Below are 16,150 nucleotides of genomic sequence, written 5' to 3' on the forward strand. Positions count from 1 at the left end.
GGCACCGACATCGGCCACCCCAACGACGCCTTCGACACCGCCGCCATCGTCCACCTCGCCGACCACGAGGCGTGACCGCACCCAACCCGCCCAACCGGAAAAGGACCTGCAACGCGCTGCACTAGCACCGCAGGCCAGGACAGCAACGAGATGTTCACCGGGAGCGCCAGTGTCGTGAAGTTCCACGACAACTGTCACTGCACCATCGTCCCGGTGTTCCGCGGGCAGCGCTTCGAGCTGTCCGATCACGCACGCGAGTGGGACCGCCTGTACCGGGAGTACGCGCAGGGCCACTCGGGCGACCAGCTCCGCCTCTTCCGGCGGGCTCTCGCCGACCACGGGCATCTGCCCGCTCCGTAGCCCATGGCCGCCCTGGAGGTGGCCTCATCTCAGCCCCTGGAGGGCCGATTCACCATGCCTGAAACCGAGGAGACCGAGCAGACCGTCGAGGAGACGCAGGTAGCCGAAACCGCCCCGGAGGCGGACGGCACCGAAGAGGAGCCCTTCGACCGGAAGCGGGCCGAAGCCGCGCTGAAGAAGAAGAACTCCGAAGCGGAGAACCTGCGGAAGCGGCTGAAGGAACTTGAACCCCTGGCCAAGCGGGCGCAGGAACTCGAAGACGCCCAGAAGACCGAGGCCGAGCGGCTGAACGACCAGCTCGCCGCCGAGCGGGAGCGGGCCGACAAGGCCGTCCGCAACGCGGTCGCTTCGAAGGTCGAGGCCCTGGCCCGCGACTTCGCCGACCCGGAAGACGCAGTCGGCTCGCTGGACCTGGCCACGTTCGTGGACGACGACGGCGTCATCGACACCGACGCGATCAAGGACGCCCTCACGGAACTCCTCAAGCGCAAGCCCCACTGGGCCCGACCCGAAGAGGGCGGCCCGCGCCGCCCCGCCCCGGACCGGACCCAGGGCTCCTCGGGCAACGGCAACCGTTCCCCCTCCGACCCGGCGCAGATCTTCGCCGGGCTCATGGACCAGGCCCTGAAGGGCCGCTGAGAGAGGTAGCCCTCCATGGCTCACACCAATCCCATCAAGCTGAGCGACGTCAACGCGACGTTCCTTCCCCCGACCCTGACCGGCCCCATCTTCGAGAAGAGCGTCGAGCGGTCCGCCGTCATGGCGCTCTCCCGCCGGGTGCCGCTGTCGATGTCCGCGAACACCGCCGTGCCGGTTCCGCTGGACGTCCCGACCGCCGACTGGGTCGAGCAGGCCGGCCGTAAGCCGCTCGGTACCGGCGGCGTCGACATCAAGACCATGACCGGCAAGAAGATCGCCGTGCTGATCCCGGTCGCGATGGAGGTCGTGCAGTCCAACGCGGCCGGTCTCTGGACGCAGCTCCAGTCCGACCTCCCCACCGCCTTCAGCCGGGCATTCGACCGGGCGGCGATCCACGGCAAGACCATGAAGGGCGCCACGGGCCCCTTCGCCGACTACCTGGCCGAGACCAGCAAGTCGGTCACGATCGGCACCGCCTCGCAGGCCACCGGCGGCATCTACAAGGACATCGTCAACGGCATGCGGGAAGTCGTCACCGACGACTGGGACTACACCGGCACCGTCGCCGACCACCGCCTGCAGCTGGACCTGCTCGGCGCCACCGACACGACCGGCCGCCCGATCTTCGTCGAGACCCGCGAACCGGGGATGGGCATGGCGGTCGCCGGCTCGCTCGTCGGTAACCCGCTGGCCTACTCCCGCGCGGTGTCCGGCAAGCTGCGCCGCCAGTCGGGCACGGTCGACACCGGCCTGCGTGCCATCGGCGGCGACTGGTCGCAGACTGCCTACGGCGTCGGCATGGACATCACCGTCAAGATCAGCCGCGAGGCGACGTACATCGACGAGGACGGTGGCGTGCACTCCGCGTTCCAGGAGAACCTGGTTCTCCTGCTCGCGGAGGCCTATTACGGCTTCGTCCTCGGCGACGTCGAGGCTTTCGTCAAGTACCTCGCTGCGGGCGGGTCGAGCTGATCAAGACGCGGGTGGGGCTCCCCATCGCTTCCTGGCGATGATGTCCCGAGCGTGTTCACGGCTGACCCCGTACCGCTCGCCGAGCTCGCGCTGAGATATGCCGCCCTTGGCGTACTCGGCGCGCAGCTCCTCGGCCAGTTCATATGTGAGTTTGGGCGCGTTGGTTCGCATCCACTCCCGAACCCCCTCCGGATTGCCAACGTGGCGCCCCTTGTCGCGCATGTCCTTCAGGTTGTCGCCCTGAGTTCCGGTACGCAGGTGGGTGGGGTTCACGCAGTTCCGGACGTCACAGGTGTGCATCACGACGTTGCCGTCAGGGACAGGGCCATGGTGGTGCTCGTAAGACCAGCGGTGGGCTTGGACGACCGCGCCCTCGGTGCCTGGCAGCTTGAAGCGTCCATACCCCGTGGGGCTCTTGTGTGCCTTCCAGAGCCAGCAGGTGTCCGTCTTGGTCACCTTGGCGAAGAACCTCAACTCGGCAGCAATCCGGGTGTAGTTGGCCATGCATTCAATGATACATCTGACACTGCGCCAGGGAGTGGAACGTGCGGGTAGTAGCCAGGTTGCACGGATATCCGCCCCGGCATAACGCTGGGGCGGAGTGGATGGTCCAATCGATGTTCAGGGCTCTGGTCGAGCGCGGTCACGACGTGTCGGTGTGGCTGTCCCGCTACACCGACGACAAGACCGACTACGAGTTGGACGGCGTCAAGGTTGTTCCGCTGCAGTCCCGGCTCGACGCGGGTACGGCGATCCGCCAGGCCGACGTCGTCGTCTCTCATCTGGAGAACGTGCCGTCGGCCGGTGCGCTGGCCCGGGGGTACGGCAAGCCGCTGGCGGTGGTCTGCCACAACACGCACGCCCAGTCGTTCCGGGAGATGGCTGGCGGCTGCGACCTGGCCGTCTACAACTCGCAGTGGATGAAGCGCGAGGCGGAGCTCTTCTTCGCCGAGTACCCCAAGGGTGTTCGCCCCCGGTCCGAGGCCATCGTCCGGCCGCCCGTCTTCGCCGACGAGTACCGGACGAAGCCCGGCACCAAGGTCACCCTGGTCAACCTGAACGCGGAGAAGGGCGGCGCCCTCTTCGAGAAGCTCGCCCGCCGGATGCCCGACGTCGAGTTCCTGGCGGTGGTCGGCGCCTACGGCGAGCAGATCGTCCCCGACCTGCCGAACGTCGAGGTCATCGACCACATGTGTGGTCACGAGATGCGAGACGCGGTGTACGCGCGGACGAGGATCCTGCTCATGCCGTCGTCCTACGAATCGTGGGGCCGCGCCGGCGTCGAAGCGATGGCGTCCGGCATCCCGGTGATCGCCCACCCCACCCCGGGGCTGTGTGAATCCCTGGGCGAGGCCGGGGTGTTCATCGACCTGCACGACGTGGACGGCTACGAGATGGCCATCCGCAAGCTGCTGGACAGCAAGACCGAGTACGGGCTGGTCGCGAAGCGCGCGAAGGCGCGCTCAGCCGAGCTGGATCCGACACCCGATCTGGCCGCCTGGTGCACTGCGGTGGAGGCTCTCGCCTAGGAGGCGGTCATGGCATTCGCAGCACCGACCGCAGAGCAGTTGGGCCTGTACCTGGGTCTCGGCGAGATCGGCGGAGAGCGGGCGGACCTGCTGATTCAGCAGGCCGTCTCCTTGTGTCAGTCGGTGGTCAAGCCGCTGCCGGACGAGGCGACCGCGGTGGTCCTGTCCGTGGCGGCCCGGGCTTACGTCAATCCGCAGCAGGTGGCCTACGAGACGATCGGCCCGATGTCGGTCCAGCGTCCGTCGGGCAGCGGCGGCCTCTACCTCACAAAGGCCGACAAGGCGGCGCTGAAGTCGCTGGCGGGCCGGGGTGGGGCGTTCACTGTCGATCCGACGCCGGAGACAGCCGACCCGTCGCCGACGTGGCCGGTCGATGACGGCTACGGCGCCGGCTTGGAGTACGAGCCGGGCTGGGGGTGGGTGTAGTGCCTGCCCCGTACCCCTACGGGGAGACGGTGGTGCGTCTGCGCCGCGACCCTTCGCCGGGCCGGGACCCGCGCGGGCAGCCACTCCCCGGGACGCTGACGGAGACCCCGATCACTGGGTGCGTCGTCACGCCCCGGGCGGAGACCCCGCAGGTTGGCGGGGAACAGCAGCAGGCTCGGGACACGGTCATCGTGGGCTGGACGGTGTACGCGCCGCCCGGCACGGACGTCGTCACCACGGACCGGGTTCGGATCCGTGGTCAGGTCTGCGAGATCACCGGCCAGCCCGGCGACTGGGGACGCAACCCATACACGGGGATGGCCGGGCCCGTGCAGTTCGCCGCCGACCGCGTTACGGGTTGACGCCTCGCGCCTCTTCGATCTTCCAAAGCAGCAGGCCGATTGCGTCGTTGCTGCGATGCGGGATCGACAGGCTGTGCGGGTCGGAGTGTGGTGGCCGGCCGCCGGTCGACAGGCCGACGGACTCGACGGCCGCGTTGCTACCCGGCAGCACGAACTGCACGTAGCCGTGGAACAGCCTGGTGGCTGGCTTGAATCTCGTGCCGGTGACGTCCACGGCCCGTAGTCGGAACTCGCGGGGCGCCTGCCCCACCTTCTTCTTCGTGATGGTGATCCATTCGCCGTCGAAGGCGATGGCTCCCTGCACTCCGGTGACCTTCACGCAACCCCCTCAGTGAGGAGGCGAGGCTATGGCCGCCCGATTCCGGATGTCCACTCGTGGCGTCGGTCAGCTCCTGAACTCCCCGATGATCGCTGGGGAGATGCTCCGCCGGGCGGAGCTCATCAAGGGGGTGGCCCAGGCCATCTCGCCCGTCGGCGGCCCCGGAGATCCCCACATGGGCGCCTACAAGACGGCCTGGTCCGCGAAAGTCGAGCGCAAGGCGATTGGCCGCTCGGGCAAGAAACGCCCGGTCGGCGTGGTCAGCAACTCGTCCTACTACGCCCGCTGGGTGGAGTACGGCACGGAGAAAGTGCACGCCCACCACGTGCTGCTGCGCGCGGCCTCCGTCGGGGGTCGCTGATGGCCGCCGTCGGATCAGTCGACGTGGAACTGCTCGTCATCCAGTGGCTCCAGGCCCAGCTCGGGGAGCCTGTCGTGGTCCGCGACGAGCTCGACAACAACCTGCTCGACGAGCTGCCCACGGTGCAGGTCGAGCGGATCGCAGCGGGCGGTGACGACGGCTTCCGCCTGGACCATGCGCTCGTCGACATCGACGTGTACGCGGCCACGCGCGGCGCTGCTGTGGCGCTGGCCGCACAGATCCGCGGCCTTCTCCTCGCCGGCCTGCCCGGTTCCACCGCATCGGGGGGCGTGATCGGCCGTGTGGCCACGATCAGCGCACCCGGCTCCCGTCCCTACGAGAACCCTGGGCTCCGACGCATCGGGGCCACCTACGAGATCTACAGTCACCCGGTCTCCTGACCGGTCCAGGACCGCGCCGGCCCTGTCCCGACCCCGTCCGCTGGCGGGGTCTTCGCATGTAGGAGACCCACACCATGGTTTCTATCACCCGCGCCGCGGACCTGACCCAGATCGGCGCCAACGGCGGCGGATGGGTCGCGCCGATCGGCACTGCGGCCCCCGCATCCCCCATCATCCAGCCGGCCGCCCCGTGGGCGCCGATCGGTTGCATCTCTGACGACGGCCTCGTTCAGGGCTTCGACGAGGACTCTCAGGAGTTCACGCCGTGGGGTCTGACCTCGCCGATTCGTACCCAGATCACCAAGTCGCTGCGGACGTTCAAGCTGACCGCTTGGGAGACCAGTCGCACCACGGTCCAGTCGCTGCAGTACCGCGTGCCGGTCGTGGACTTGGCCCCTGTCAGCAACCTGACTTCCTTCGCAGAGACCGCGAGCCCGGTGCCCGACCGTCGCGCGTTCTGGTTCGCGATCTTCGACGGCTCGACCTCGCGAGGTTTCTACGTCCCGCAGGGCGAGGTATCCGACCGGTCCGACGTCACTCACAAGCAGGACGCGATGGCCGGCTTCGAGTGGACGATCACCGCCTACCCGGACGCGGCGGGCAACACGGTCTACCACTCCGACATCGTCCCGGTCACGCCCGAGTACACCGGGTCCTGACCCCCATGAACGGGCGGGCGAGCCGATACCTGGCGCGGTCCCGACTCGCCCGCCTGCACCAACTTGTGACCGCGCCCGCCTGAAAGGACCGCGCCCATGGCGAACAGGAACAACAACCGTCCCCGCCGCACCGACCTGGAACGTCGACCCCCGCAGACAGTGCGGGCGGACCGTGAGGACGACTACGAGGCCACCCCTGCGGAGGCGCAGGAGTCCGAGGCCCTCGGCCACTACGTCACGGTCACTCTCGTCGACGAGGACGTGCGAGTCATCCCGCCCGGCGCGTGGCGCCAGTCCTGGCAGCAGAAGCTCCAGCAAGGCCTCACAGACGAGTTCGCCGAGCTCGTGATCCACCCCGACGATCTCGACCTGTACTACGACATCGACCCCACCAACGACGAGTTCGGCGACTTCGTCGGAGCCGCGGCCCGCATGTCGGGTGAGAGCCTGGGGAAATCGCGTGGACCGGCAGCGTCGTCGAGGCGCACGCGGAGGAGGTAGAGGCAGACCTCGCCCACCACTACCCGCGAGACGCCGACCAACTCGATGCGTACTGGCGTGGGGACATGACCCCGCGCCGGCTGCGAGTGCTGGTCCAGGGACTTCCGCCCGAGTCCGCCACGATGACGGCCCTGCGGAACGAACTGGGTGATGAGGACATCGAGGACCAGGCGGAGCAGGGCGAGCCCGAGAAGGGTCGCTGGTCCCAGTCGGAGCTACTGCTGGCGTCGGCCATCGATGCCCTGCGGCGCGTCGAGTACGTGCTGATCTGCGCCAACTCGGATGGCAAGAGCAAACAGCCATCGCCGCCGGAGCCGATCGCCCGGCCGGGCGCCAAGCCGCGCAAGGTCAAGCCGGTCCTGACGGACGAAGGCGCGGAAGTGCTTTTCAAGTTGATCAACGGGGGCGCGGCCTGACGCGCGGAAGGAGGCTTTCGTGGCGATCTCCGTGGGCTCCGTCGAGGTCGATGTCATCCCGAATACCCGGGGCATCTACGCGCGCATGAACGCCGGGCTCACGCCGGCCGCCACGCGTGTCGGTGACGACATGGGTCGGATCATCGGCGAGCGGATCGCCATCCGCATCGCGCCAGCCATCCGCGAAGGAATCGAGGGAGGCGCCCGCGCCGCCCGGCCCTCCGCTGCCCGACAGGGCGACGAGACCGGCGGCGCGTTCTCCCGGGCACTCAAGACCCGCCTGGAAGCCGCCTTCCGTAGCCTGCCGAAACTCCAGGTCGACGCCAGCACGTCCGAGGCTGATGCCGAAATCCAGGCCCTTCGTGTCCGCATGGAGACGCTGGCGGGGAAGCGGATCGGGATCGACATCGACGCCGAAGCGGCGCGGGTCGAGATCCGTTACCTCGAAGGCGAGCTGGAGCGGCTCGGCGCCAGTCATGCGAACGTGCAGGTGCGGGCTGACACTGCCGCTGCTCGAGCGCAGCTTGCCGCCGTCCGCGCGGAGATCGACGCGGTGGACGGCAAGAGGGCCCGTATCGATGTCGACACGTCCGGCGCGCTGTCGGCGGTCCTGCAGCTGACGGTCGCCATCGGCGGCCTCGCGGTCATCCCCGCCATCCCCGTCCTCGCGGCCGGGATAGGTGCGATCGGCGCCGCGGCAACGGCGTCCGCCGTGGGTGTGGGCGCGCTTGTCGCTGTCGCGGCGCCGGCCATCATCGGTATCGCGGGAGCCCTGCAGGCGCAGAAGGCCGCGCAGGATGCGGCGTCCGCGGCGACGAGCCGTGGCGCTCAGGCCGGCGCGCAGGCAGCGTCCCGCGCGCTGCAGATGGCGGGTGCCCAGCAGGCCCTCGCCACGGCCCACCGGAGCGCGGCCCGCCAGATCTCCCAGGCGGAGCAGTCCGTCTCCGACGCCGTCCGCTCTGCGGCCGAGGCCAACGAACGTGCGGCGGCGCAGGTCAAGACCGCCAAGCAGGCCGTCACCGACGCCGTGCAGCAGGCCGCCGAGCGTCAGCAGTCTGCCGCCGAGTCGGTCGGCCGCGCGGAGCAGTCTCTTGCGGACGCGCAGCGGCAGGCACGGCAGGCGCAGCAGGATCTGACGCAGGCCCGCAAGGACGCCGCAGCGGAGTTGGCGGAACTGGGCGACCGGCTCACCAACGCACGGCTGTCCGAGCGAGACGCGGTTCTCTCCGTCGAGGAGGCCCGGACCCGTCTTGCGGCTGTCCAGGCCAAGGGCGGCAGCGCCTCGCTGGTGGAGCAGCAGCGGGCACAGCTGGCATACGACCAGGCCGTGCAGCGCTTGAGGGAGCAGCAAGTCGAGACGAAGAGTCTCGCCGAGGAGAAGAGGGCCGCCGACAAGGCGGGCGTCGAGGGCTCCCAGACCGTCAAGGACGCGCAGGAGAGGATCGCCGCGTCCGCCCGGAAGGTCGCCGACGAGCAGAAGGGGCTGGGTAAGGCCCAGGCTGAGGCGGCATCGCAGCAGATTCAGAGTCAGCGCGCGATAGCCGAGGCCCAGCAGAAGGTCGCCGAGGCTTCCCGAAATGTCAGCCGCACTCAGGAGGACGGGGCTCGCACGGTACAGCGCGCCCAGGAGTCCCTGGTGGCCGCGCAGCAGTCGGCCGCGGACTCCATCTCGTCGGCTCAGCGTCAGATTGCTTCCGCCTCCGCTTCGGCGGCGGGCGGCGTGGATCAGGCTGCCGTGGCGCAGGAGAAGTACCAGCAGGCGCTGGCCAAGTTGACGCCCAGCGCGCGCGGGACCTTCGATGCCTTCCAGTCCCTGAAGACCGCATTCAAGGACTGGTCGGCGTCGCTTCAGCCTGCGGTGATGCCGCTCTTCACGCGCGCCCTCGAAGGCATGAAGAACAGCCTGCCGGGGCTGACCCCGTTCGTGCTGGCCGCGGCGAAGGCGATCGGGATCCTGCAGGACAAGGTGTCTGCGGGCTTCAAGTCGCCGTGGTGGAAGAGCTTCCGTGACGACCTGGCGACGTCGGTACTGCCGGCCACCGTCGGCATGGGCACCGCTGTCGGCAATGTGTTCAAGACCCTCGCCGGGATTGTCGACGCGTTCCTGCCGCACATGGACTCCATTTCGCAGCGCATGCAGACGATCACCGGCAGGTGGGCGGCCTGGGCGACCGGGCTGAAGGGAAGCGAAAAGTTCGAACGCTTCCTTTCCTACTCGTCCGCGCAGGCTCCGATCCTGGCCAAGGCCATCGGTGACATCAGCTCGGGGTTCTTCGAGCTGGCGCGGGCCGCGTCTCCGCTGTCCGGGCCCGTCCTGACGGCGCTTGGCTCGGTGGCCGGTGCGATCGGGTCGATCGCGGTGACCTTGCCGTGGCTGATCCAGCTCCTGTACGGGGTCTGGGTGGCCACGAAGCTGTGGACGCTTTCGATGATCATCCTGAACGCGGCGATGTCCGCGAATCCGATCACCCTGATCATCATCGGGATCGTCGCCCTGGTCGCTGCGGTCATCTACGCCTACAAGCACTGGGGCTGGTTCCGTGAGGCGGTCAATGCCGCCTGGGAAGGGATCAAGACCGGGGCGGCCTACGTCTGGTCGTTCCTGCAGCCCATCCTGGCCGGCATCTGGACCGCGCTGAAGGCCGTCGGCAGCGCCGCGATGTGGGCTTGGGAGAACGCGCTACGCCCGGCGTTCGAAGGGATCTGGCTCGCCGCGCGAATTTTGTTCGCGATCGTGGTGACCGCCGTGATCACGCCGATCTACTTGGCGATCAAGATTCTCGGCGCCTTCGCCATGTGGCTCTGGCGCGATTGCTTCCGGCCAGCCCTGGAGGGTATCGGCGCGGCGGCGATGTGGGTCTGGAACACGCTGCTGAAACCGGTTTTCGGCTGGATCGGCGACAAGGCGACCGCTCTCTGGGAGAACTACATCCGTCCCGCCTGGGACTCCGTGAAGTCGAGCACGAGTTCAGTCGGTGATCGCTTCCGCGAGTTCTGGAACTCCTACGTGAAGCCGATCTTCGGATGGATCGCCGAGAAGGCGACCTGGCTCTACGACATCGGGCTCAAGCCCGCGTTCGACAACATCAAGAAGGGCGTCGGGTTCGTCAAGGACGCCTTCGTCCTCGCCAAGGACGGCATCAAGACCGCCTGGGACAAACTCGTCGAGATCACCCGCACACCCGTCCAGTTCGTTGTCGATCACGTCTACAACAAGGGCATCCTGCCCGTCTGGAATGCCGTCGCGCGGATCGTGAAGCTCGACGAGTTGAAGGAGTACAAGTTCGCGACCGGCGGCGTCCTGCCCGGGTACACGCCCGGCCGCGACCCGCACACCTTCGTCTCCCCAACCGGCGGCGTGATCCACGCGTCCGGTGGCGAGGCGTTCATGCGGCCCGAGTTCACCAAGGCGGTGGGCGCGAATTGGGTCGGCCGCATGAACGCCGCGGCACGCACCGGCGGCGTCGGTGGCGTCCGGCGCGAGATGGCTTTCAAGGACGGAGGCATCCTCGACAGCATCGTGTCCGGGGCCAAGAGCGTCGGCTCCTGGATCGGCAACGGTGTCGACCTCCTCACGAACCCCTCGAAGGCCTGGGAGAAGGCCACCGGATTCATCCGGGAATCCCTGGCCGGGGTCGGTACGGGCCCGTGGGCCAGCGCGATCGGGAAGATTCCGATCGAGATGCTCAGCAGCTTGAAGAAGACCATCGTCGACTCGGTGGGTTCGCTCGGCATCGGAGCCAGCAGCGGCGGATCCCCGGGCGGCGGCGTGACCCGCTGGACCGGGGTCGTGCAGCAAGCCCTCGCCATGCTCGGGCAGCCGCTGGCGTACACCGACATCACGTTGCGTCGCATGAACCAGGAGTCCGGCGGTAACCCCAACATCGTCAACACGTGGGACAGCAACTGGCTGGCGGGCTATCCGTCGGTCGGACTGATGCAGGTCATCGGCCCCACCTTCCGGGCCTATGCCGGGGCGATGCGGGACATCGGGCCCTTCCTGTACGGCACTTCGGTCAACCCGCTCGCCAACGTGTACTCGTCCATGCGGTACGCACTCGCGGCCTACGGCAGCCTGCCGCGGGCCTACAACCGGGCAGGCGGCTACGACTCCGGCGGCTACCTCCAGCCCGGACTCAACCTCGCCTACAACGGAACGGGCAGGCCCGAGCCGGTCTTCACCACGCAGCAGGCCAACGCGCTGACGCGCATGGCGACCGGCCCGTCTGGTGGTGGCGGAGGAGGGTTGCAACCCGGCGATTCGCTGACGCTCGTCGTGGACGGCAAGGAGTTCCACGGCTACGTCGATAGCCGGGCCTCTGGACAGGTCATCAACCACAACCGGCAGCTGATGCAGGCGATGCGCGCCGGACGAAACGGGGTGTAGCGAATGGCGATCCCCGGGAACTATTTGTCCGTGGTGACGGAGTCCGTCGACCCCAACACCTCGGGGTGGACGGCCAAGCTGAACTGCACGATCTCCAAGGGCACCGGCGGCCGGAACGGCGACGGCACGCTGCGGCTCTCCTCGACCGCGTCGGGTGAGATGCAAGCTCGCACGGCCGCGTCGTATGGCGTCATCGCAGGCCAGGAGTACCAAGCCTTCGCGGACGCTTCGGGCGCGACAGTGGCGGAACGGATCGGCATCAGGTGGCTGACCTCGGGTGGCTCCGAGGTCAGCGTCACCTGGTCGCTGACCACTGCGACCGCGTCGGCGACATGGCACCGGATCTCCGTGGCCGGTGTCGCACCGGCCACGGCCGCGAAGTGCCAGGTACTGGTCTCAGCGTCGCCCCTCGCGGGCGGCGTGATCAATCACTTCGAGAACATCTACTTGGGCACACCGATGCGCACGACCGGCAACCTCCTGTCGGCCGACGCGGAAACCTTCGAGAGCGCCACCCTGAAGTGGGTCGCCGAGACCAACTGCTCGGTCGGGCGGCAGGCGCCGATGGTGTCGTGGCCGGTCGACAGCTACCTCGCGGGCGGCCAGGTGCTGGCCATCACGGTGACGGCCAACGGCAACGCCGCCGCGAAGGTGACCGAAACGCCGGCCGCAACGGCGGGTACGGAGTACATCGGCTACTGCTACCTCAACCCTCCGACCAGCGGCAGCACCGTCTGGGTAGAGCTCCGCTTCTACACCGCCGCCAACAGCCTGCTCTCGGCGACCAGGTCCAACCTCGCGGCGCCCGGGACGGGCTACTACCAGCAGCGCGTCTCGGCGGTCGCCCCGGCGACGACGGCTTACGCGACGCTCGCGGCCGGCATCACGTCCGGTACGGCGGCGCAGGTCATGCGGGTGGACGGGGCGGTCATCGCGACCGCCCCCGTCATTCGCGCCGGGTCTGTCCTGCCCTACGCCGACGCCAGCTTCGAGAAGGATCAAGGCGCGTGGACCGTCGTCTCGGGCGTGGCAACGCTGGCTCGGTCCACGCCGTGGGGTACCTACGCCGTGGACGGCTCCTACGCGCTGACCGTCTCGTCAGCGACGGCCACCACGAGCGTGATCCGCAGCGCCAAGTACCCCGTAGGCGCGGCGGCCGGACTGTCCTACCGTCTCCAGCTCGCCGAGAACGTGACGGCCGGCGGCTGGACGATCAACCGGTCGGTGCGCTGGTACGACGCAGCCAACGTTGACCTGGGCCTCACCTCCTCCGGGTCGGCCGCGGCGCCGACGCCGGACTGGTGGTCGCTCACCAACTCGGTCACCGCCCCGGCGGGCGCCACGCAGGCCGCGGTCGAGCTGTCCCTGACGGCCACGGCCACAACGTCCGTGCTCCGTATCGACCAGGTCGCCGTGTGGCAGGCCCTGTCTCTGATCGACGCTGTCGTCGTCGACTCGGACGCCCGGATCACCCTGACTCTGCGCGAGCTGACGCTGGGCTACGGGCTGACCGTGTGGCGAGTCCTCACGGGCGGCGCGCGCACCCTCGTGCGGGGGACGGCGGGGCTGATCGACGGGGATCTCATCACCGCCGACCAACTCGTCATCGAGGACGCCGAGGCACCTCTCGGCGTGCCGGTCTACTACTACGTGGAGGTCATGCCGCCGGGTGGCACGACACCCGAGTCGAGGACCAGCGGCACTGTGACCATCACAGCGCCCGACGTCAACTACTGCTGGGTGAAGGACCCTGGCCGCCCGCAACGCAACCTGATGGTGATGGTCGCCCGGGCGCCGGTCTGGCAGCGACCGGCGCAGCAGGCCGAGTACAAGGTTCGAGGCCGCCGCAACCTGGTGGTCCTCTCCGACGTGCGCGGCGGACTTGAGGGCGACCTCGGCGTCTTCACCCAGACCGACGAGGAGCGCGAGGCGCTACACCGACTCCTCGACCCCGGGTCCGTGCTGCTGTGGCAGACCGCCCCGGGGACCGGCGTGGACGACATGTACGTCAACGTCGGCGCCATCACAGAGGACCGCGGCGAGGCCATCGCCAGTGACCCGTGGCGCACCTGGTCCCTGCCTCTCAAGCAGGCGGACATGCCCACCGCGGTGGGCGTCGCCGGATCCGCAGGCCGCACCTGGCAAGACATTCTCTCGGAGAACGCGACCTGGGCAGACGTCCTCGCCAAGTACGCCACCTGGGAAGACGTGCGCCTCAACAACCCGATCGGGGGGTGACCGTGTATCCGGTCAGCGCTCGCTTCCTGGAGACCCTCGCCTCCGACCACAGCCCGGTCACGGAGGTAGTCCTGTACCGGGCGGACGGGCTGGTGCAAACCCTGGAACACACGGGCGGCTCGGTCACCGTCGACCGAAAGTCGGCGGCGAGGCGGACCTGCACGGTGAGCGTCGCCGATCCGTCCATCATCCCCACCTCGGCCGGCGACAAGGCGGCCCTGTACGGGGCGACGATGCGCATCAGTCGCGGCGTCCAATACAGCGACGGCGTCCGGGAGATGGTCCCCCTCGGGATCTTCCGCGTCGACTCCATCTCCGGTGATGTCGATGAAGGGCCGGCGACGATCCAGGGAAAAGCCTGGAGGCGGCGATCACCGACGATGCCTTCGTGGCCCCGTACCGGGCTACGGGCCAGGCCGTCACGGCGATCACCGCCCTGATCCAACGCACCCTCCCCACCGCCGAGATCATCTCCACGGCGATCGACGCACCGATCGGCGCCCGCACCTGGGACGTAGCCGCCGATCCGTGGGCGGCCGTGGTGGAGATCGCAGCCGTGATGGGCGCCGAATGCTACTGCGACGCCGACGGGACTTTCAGGATCGCCGAACTCCCCGACCCGGCCACGGTCGAACCGGTGTGGACGATCGCCGCCGGGGAGGGCGGGGTGTACATCTCCGCCGACCGCGGCATGTCCCTCGACGGCGTCCACAACGGGGTCTTGGCTCACGGTGAGAACGCGGAGGCGGGCGTGGCACCGGTGTCGTCGCTCGTCGTCGACAGCGACCCGGACAGCCCCACCTACTGGAGCGGTCCGTTCGGTCACCGGCCGGCCTTCTACTCCTCGTCTGCGCTGATCACGGTCGGGCAGTGCACGGCCGCCGCCACGCTCAAGCTGCGCGCGGCCCAGGCCCCGAACGCCTCCGCGGACATCTCCTCCCTTCCCAACCCGGCGCTGGAGCCTGGCGACATCATCCGCGCCCTCTACCCGGACGGCCTCAAGGAGATCCACCAGATCGCCAGCTTCACCGTCCCACTGGAGATCGGCGGCGACTTCGGACTGCACACGATCTCCGCCAAGGAGGACTCGTGAGCAGCGCTCAGACGCGGATCTTCGTCGCCGAGATCGCCGACTCCTTCCGGGGCCAGGCCGAATCGGTTGGCGCGCAGTCCCGCTCCGACTGGCGACTCGCCACCGTCGCCTCCGTGGGGGGCAGCGGCACGGTCACCATGTCGGACGGCACCGTCGCCCGCCGCATGGAGGACTACGTCAACCCGGAGATCGGCGACCTGGTCGTCATCTCCTGGTCGAGCACCGGGCAGATCCTCTGTCACGGCCGGCTCGGCGCGGGCGACGGATCCGGCTGGACAACCTACGTCCCCACCTGGTCCACCACCGGCACCGCGCCCGCCCTCGGCAACGGGGTCTTGTCCGGGCAGTACACCCTTCGCGGCGACGAGTGCCACGTCAGCATCCGCATGATCGCCGGATCCACCACCACCTACGGCACCGGCCAATACCGATGGGCCCTGCCCTTCACCGCGGCCACCCTGGCCAATGCCAACTTCGCGTGGACGGGCAGCACGATCGCCACCGACGCGGCAGCCGCCTACTACTCCGGCTCCTCACGCATCCAGTCCGCCGCGCAGCACGTCATGTGCCTCAGCCCGGCCGTGGCCACCGGCGGCACCACCGGCGAGTGGAACTCCGCCAGGCCTTTCACCTGGGGGAACGGCGACTACATGAGCCTCGACATCACCTACCAGATCGCCTAGGAGGCCGCATGCCCACCACCGACGGCTACGGCCAGAGCGTGTCCATCGCCGTCCGCACCGACGCGCCGGACGCCGAGACCCTCGCCATGAGCATCGCCGAGCCGATCCTGTCCCGGTCGATCCTCCGGTTCGCCTCGGCGAGCGCCCGCACGGCGACAATGGTCGGCACCCACGCGCCCGTCGAGGGCATGATCTCCTGGCTCGCCGACGTCGACCGATTCGACTACTACGACGGCTCCGCCTGGCAGTCCATGGAGCCGCCGGCCGGATCTGTCTACAACGACAACGCGACCTTCAGCGCGCACGCCTCCACGTACTACGCGATCTCGTGGACAGGATTGCAGTCGTCCAACCGCTCCGGCATGTGGGCGGTCGGCAACCCCAGCCGGCTCGTGCTGCCGACCGTCGGCACCTACGCCGTGACCGGCACGATCGTCTGGCCCGGCGGCCTCGGCTCCAGCGACGGGCGTGCGGAGATCCGCCTCAACGGCACCGTGCAGCGTGCCCGCTACAGCATCACCCGCGGCAGCGCCGGCAACGCGGCGGCCGTGGCCTCCGGTCAGGTCGTCTGCACCGTCGCCGGCCAGTACCTGGAGGTCTTCTACAACCAGGCATCAGCCGGAGCGATCGCCGCGGTCGCGGCATCTCTTGGCGTCAACCGGGTCTCAACCGCGATCGCCTAGTGCAGCGCGTCGCAGGTCCTTTGCCGGTTGGGCGTGGCTGGATTGGTGACGCTGTGTGAGCGCGCAGGCATCCTGCGGGAAGCGGTCCTCGGACGACCCGGCTTCGGTCCGGCACACGGTG

Annotated in this window: 17 protein-coding genes and 1 pseudogene; 16 read left to right on the forward strand and 2 right to left on the reverse strand. The window is 68.8% G+C overall.

Annotated features, from left to right (window positions below):
* Window positions 1-150 precede the first annotated feature (150 nt).
* Genes OTB19_RS37865 through OTB19_RS37875 form a run of 3 tightly spaced genes read left to right on the forward strand, consistent with a single transcriptional unit; the run spans window position 151 to window position 1,971 of the window.
* On the forward strand, window positions 151-360 hold the full coding sequence (locus OTB19_RS37865; protein ID WP_267803336.1) for a hypothetical protein: 210 nt from the start codon (window positions 151-153) through the stop codon (window positions 358-360).
* A 54-nt stretch (window positions 361-414) separates the two neighbouring features.
* Window positions 415-999: a hypothetical protein gene (locus OTB19_RS37870; RefSeq protein WP_267803337.1), complete on the forward strand. Its 585-nt coding sequence runs from the start codon at window positions 415-417 to the stop codon at window positions 997-999.
* 15 nt (window positions 1,000-1,014) lie between these two features.
* Window positions 1,015-1,971: a phage major capsid protein gene (locus OTB19_RS37875; RefSeq protein WP_267803338.1), complete on the forward strand. Its 957-nt coding sequence runs from the start codon at window positions 1,015-1,017 to the stop codon at window positions 1,969-1,971.
* On the opposite strand, the gene OTB19_RS37880 is transcribed toward OTB19_RS37875, so the two are convergent.
* Window positions 1,972-2,475, reverse strand: coding sequence for an HNH endonuclease signature motif containing protein (locus OTB19_RS37880; RefSeq protein ID WP_267803339.1), 504 nt, complete (start codon window positions 2,473-2,475; stop codon window positions 1,972-1,974). It abuts the gene before it with no gap.
* 101 nt (window positions 2,476-2,576) lie between these two features.
* On the opposite strand from OTB19_RS37880, the gene OTB19_RS37885 reads away from it, so the two are divergent.
* The 3 genes from OTB19_RS37885 to OTB19_RS37895 are packed head-to-tail and all read left to right on the forward strand — an operon-like array spanning window position 2,577 to window position 4,288.
* Window positions 2,577-3,500 carry a glycosyltransferase family 4 protein gene (locus OTB19_RS37885; RefSeq protein WP_267803340.1) on the forward strand — a complete coding sequence of 308 codons (924 nt, stop codon included), beginning with the start codon at window positions 2,577-2,579 and terminating at the stop codon, window positions 3,498-3,500.
* 9 nt (window positions 3,501-3,509) lie between these two features.
* Window positions 3,510-3,926, forward strand: coding sequence for a hypothetical protein (locus tag OTB19_RS37890; protein ID WP_267803341.1), 417 nt, complete (start codon window positions 3,510-3,512; stop codon window positions 3,924-3,926).
* Window positions 3,926-4,288 carry a hypothetical protein gene (locus OTB19_RS37895; RefSeq protein ID WP_267803342.1) on the forward strand — a complete coding sequence of 121 codons (363 nt, stop codon included), beginning with the start codon at window positions 3,926-3,928 and terminating at the stop codon, window positions 4,286-4,288. Before OTB19_RS37890 ends, OTB19_RS37895 begins: the two co-directional genes overlap by 1 nt.
* Here OTB19_RS37895 and OTB19_RS37900 read toward each other — a convergent pair.
* Window positions 4,278-4,607, reverse strand: a complete 330-nt coding sequence (locus tag OTB19_RS37900; RefSeq protein WP_267803343.1) for a DUF4429 domain-containing protein — start codon at window positions 4,605-4,607, stop codon at window positions 4,278-4,280. The genes OTB19_RS37895 and OTB19_RS37900 overlap by 11 nt on opposite strands.
* Window positions 4,608-4,635: 28 nt before the next feature.
* Here OTB19_RS37900 and OTB19_RS37905 point away from each other — a divergent pair, with 28 nt between their 5' ends.
* The 10 genes and pseudogenes from OTB19_RS37905 (at window position 4,636) to OTB19_RS37950 (ending at window position 16,029) form a co-directional block, all read left to right on the forward strand.
* Window positions 4,636-4,968, forward strand: a complete 333-nt coding sequence (locus OTB19_RS37905) for an HK97 gp10 family phage protein (RefSeq protein WP_267803344.1) — start codon at window positions 4,636-4,638, stop codon at window positions 4,966-4,968.
* Window positions 4,968-5,369, forward strand: coding sequence for a hypothetical protein (locus OTB19_RS37910; RefSeq protein ID WP_267803345.1), 402 nt, complete (start codon window positions 4,968-4,970; stop codon window positions 5,367-5,369). Before OTB19_RS37905 ends, OTB19_RS37910 begins: the two co-directional genes overlap by 1 nt.
* Before the next feature lie 74 nt (window positions 5,370-5,443).
* Window positions 5,444-6,028, forward strand: a complete 585-nt coding sequence (locus OTB19_RS37915; protein WP_267803346.1) for a phage tail protein — start codon at window positions 5,444-5,446, stop codon at window positions 6,026-6,028.
* Window positions 6,029-6,124: 96 nt separating this feature from the next.
* A complete protein-coding gene (locus OTB19_RS37920) occupies window positions 6,125-6,529 on the forward strand; it encodes a hypothetical protein (protein WP_267803347.1) in 405 nt (134 codons plus the stop codon).
* A 65-nt stretch (window positions 6,530-6,594) separates the two neighbouring features.
* Window positions 6,595-6,945: a hypothetical protein gene (locus OTB19_RS37925; RefSeq protein ID WP_267803348.1), complete on the forward strand. Its 351-nt coding sequence runs from the start codon at window positions 6,595-6,597 to the stop codon at window positions 6,943-6,945.
* A gap of 19 nt (window positions 6,946-6,964) precedes the next feature.
* The gene (locus tag OTB19_RS37930; RefSeq protein ID WP_267803349.1) at window positions 6,965-11,332 is read left to right on the forward strand and encodes a hypothetical protein; all 4,368 of its coding nucleotides are present in this window, start codon (window positions 6,965-6,967) and stop codon (window positions 11,330-11,332) included.
* 3 nt (window positions 11,333-11,335) lie between these two features.
* On the forward strand, window positions 11,336-13,570 hold the full coding sequence (locus OTB19_RS37935; RefSeq protein ID WP_267803350.1) for a hypothetical protein: 2,235 nt from the start codon (window positions 11,336-11,338) through the stop codon (window positions 13,568-13,570).
* 164 nt (window positions 13,571-13,734) lie between these two features.
* Window positions 13,735-14,663 (forward strand): annotated as a pseudogene (locus OTB19_RS37940) (DUF5047 domain-containing protein).
* Window positions 14,660-15,346, forward strand: coding sequence for a hypothetical protein (locus tag OTB19_RS37945; protein WP_267803351.1), 687 nt, complete (start codon window positions 14,660-14,662; stop codon window positions 15,344-15,346). Before OTB19_RS37940 ends, OTB19_RS37945 begins: the two are co-directional and overlap by 4 nt.
* An 8-nt stretch (window positions 15,347-15,354) precedes the next feature.
* Window positions 15,355-16,029 carry a hypothetical protein gene (locus tag OTB19_RS37950; RefSeq protein WP_267803352.1) on the forward strand — a complete coding sequence of 225 codons (675 nt, stop codon included), beginning with the start codon at window positions 15,355-15,357 and terminating at the stop codon, window positions 16,027-16,029.
* Window positions 16,030-16,150 lie beyond the last annotated feature (121 nt).

The organism is Streptomyces sp. H27-H5 (genome assembly GCF_026627505.1).
Taxonomy (GTDB): domain Bacteria; phylum Actinomycetota; class Actinomycetes; order Streptomycetales; family Streptomycetaceae; genus Streptomyces.

What these genes read in the sequence shown, in the direction of transcription:
- OTB19_RS37865 (WP_267803336.1), top strand. Translation starts at nt 151, where the DNA reads ATGTTCACCGGGAGCGCCAGTGTCGTGAAGTTCCACGACAACTGTCAC.
- OTB19_RS37870 (WP_267803337.1), top strand. Translation starts at nt 415, where the DNA reads ATGCCTGAAACCGAGGAGACCGAGCAGACCGTCGAGGAGACGCAGGTA.
- OTB19_RS37875 (WP_267803338.1), top strand. Translation starts at nt 1,015, where the DNA reads ATGGCTCACACCAATCCCATCAAGCTGAGCGACGTCAACGCGACGTTC.
- OTB19_RS37880 (WP_267803339.1), bottom strand. Translation starts at nt 2,475, where the DNA reads ATGGCCAACTACACCCGGATTGCTGCCGAGTTGAGGTTCTTCGCCAAG.
- OTB19_RS37885 (WP_267803340.1), top strand. Translation starts at nt 2,577, where the DNA reads ATGGTCCAATCGATGTTCAGGGCTCTGGTCGAGCGCGGTCACGACGTG.
- OTB19_RS37890 (WP_267803341.1), top strand. Translation starts at nt 3,510, where the DNA reads ATGGCATTCGCAGCACCGACCGCAGAGCAGTTGGGCCTGTACCTGGGT.
- OTB19_RS37905 (WP_267803344.1), top strand. Translation starts at nt 4,636, where the DNA reads ATGGCCGCCCGATTCCGGATGTCCACTCGTGGCGTCGGTCAGCTCCTG.
- OTB19_RS37910 (WP_267803345.1), top strand. Translation starts at nt 4,968, where the DNA reads ATGGCCGCCGTCGGATCAGTCGACGTGGAACTGCTCGTCATCCAGTGG.
- OTB19_RS37915 (WP_267803346.1), top strand. Translation starts at nt 5,444, where the DNA reads ATGGTTTCTATCACCCGCGCCGCGGACCTGACCCAGATCGGCGCCAAC.
- OTB19_RS37920 (WP_267803347.1), top strand. Translation starts at nt 6,125, where the DNA reads ATGGCGAACAGGAACAACAACCGTCCCCGCCGCACCGACCTGGAACGT.
- OTB19_RS37925 (WP_267803348.1), top strand. Translation starts at nt 6,595, where the DNA reads ATGACCCCGCGCCGGCTGCGAGTGCTGGTCCAGGGACTTCCGCCCGAG.
- OTB19_RS37935 (WP_267803350.1), top strand. Translation starts at nt 11,336, where the DNA reads ATGGCGATCCCCGGGAACTATTTGTCCGTGGTGACGGAGTCCGTCGAC.
- OTB19_RS37950 (WP_267803352.1), top strand. Translation starts at nt 15,355, where the DNA reads ATGCCCACCACCGACGGCTACGGCCAGAGCGTGTCCATCGCCGTCCGC.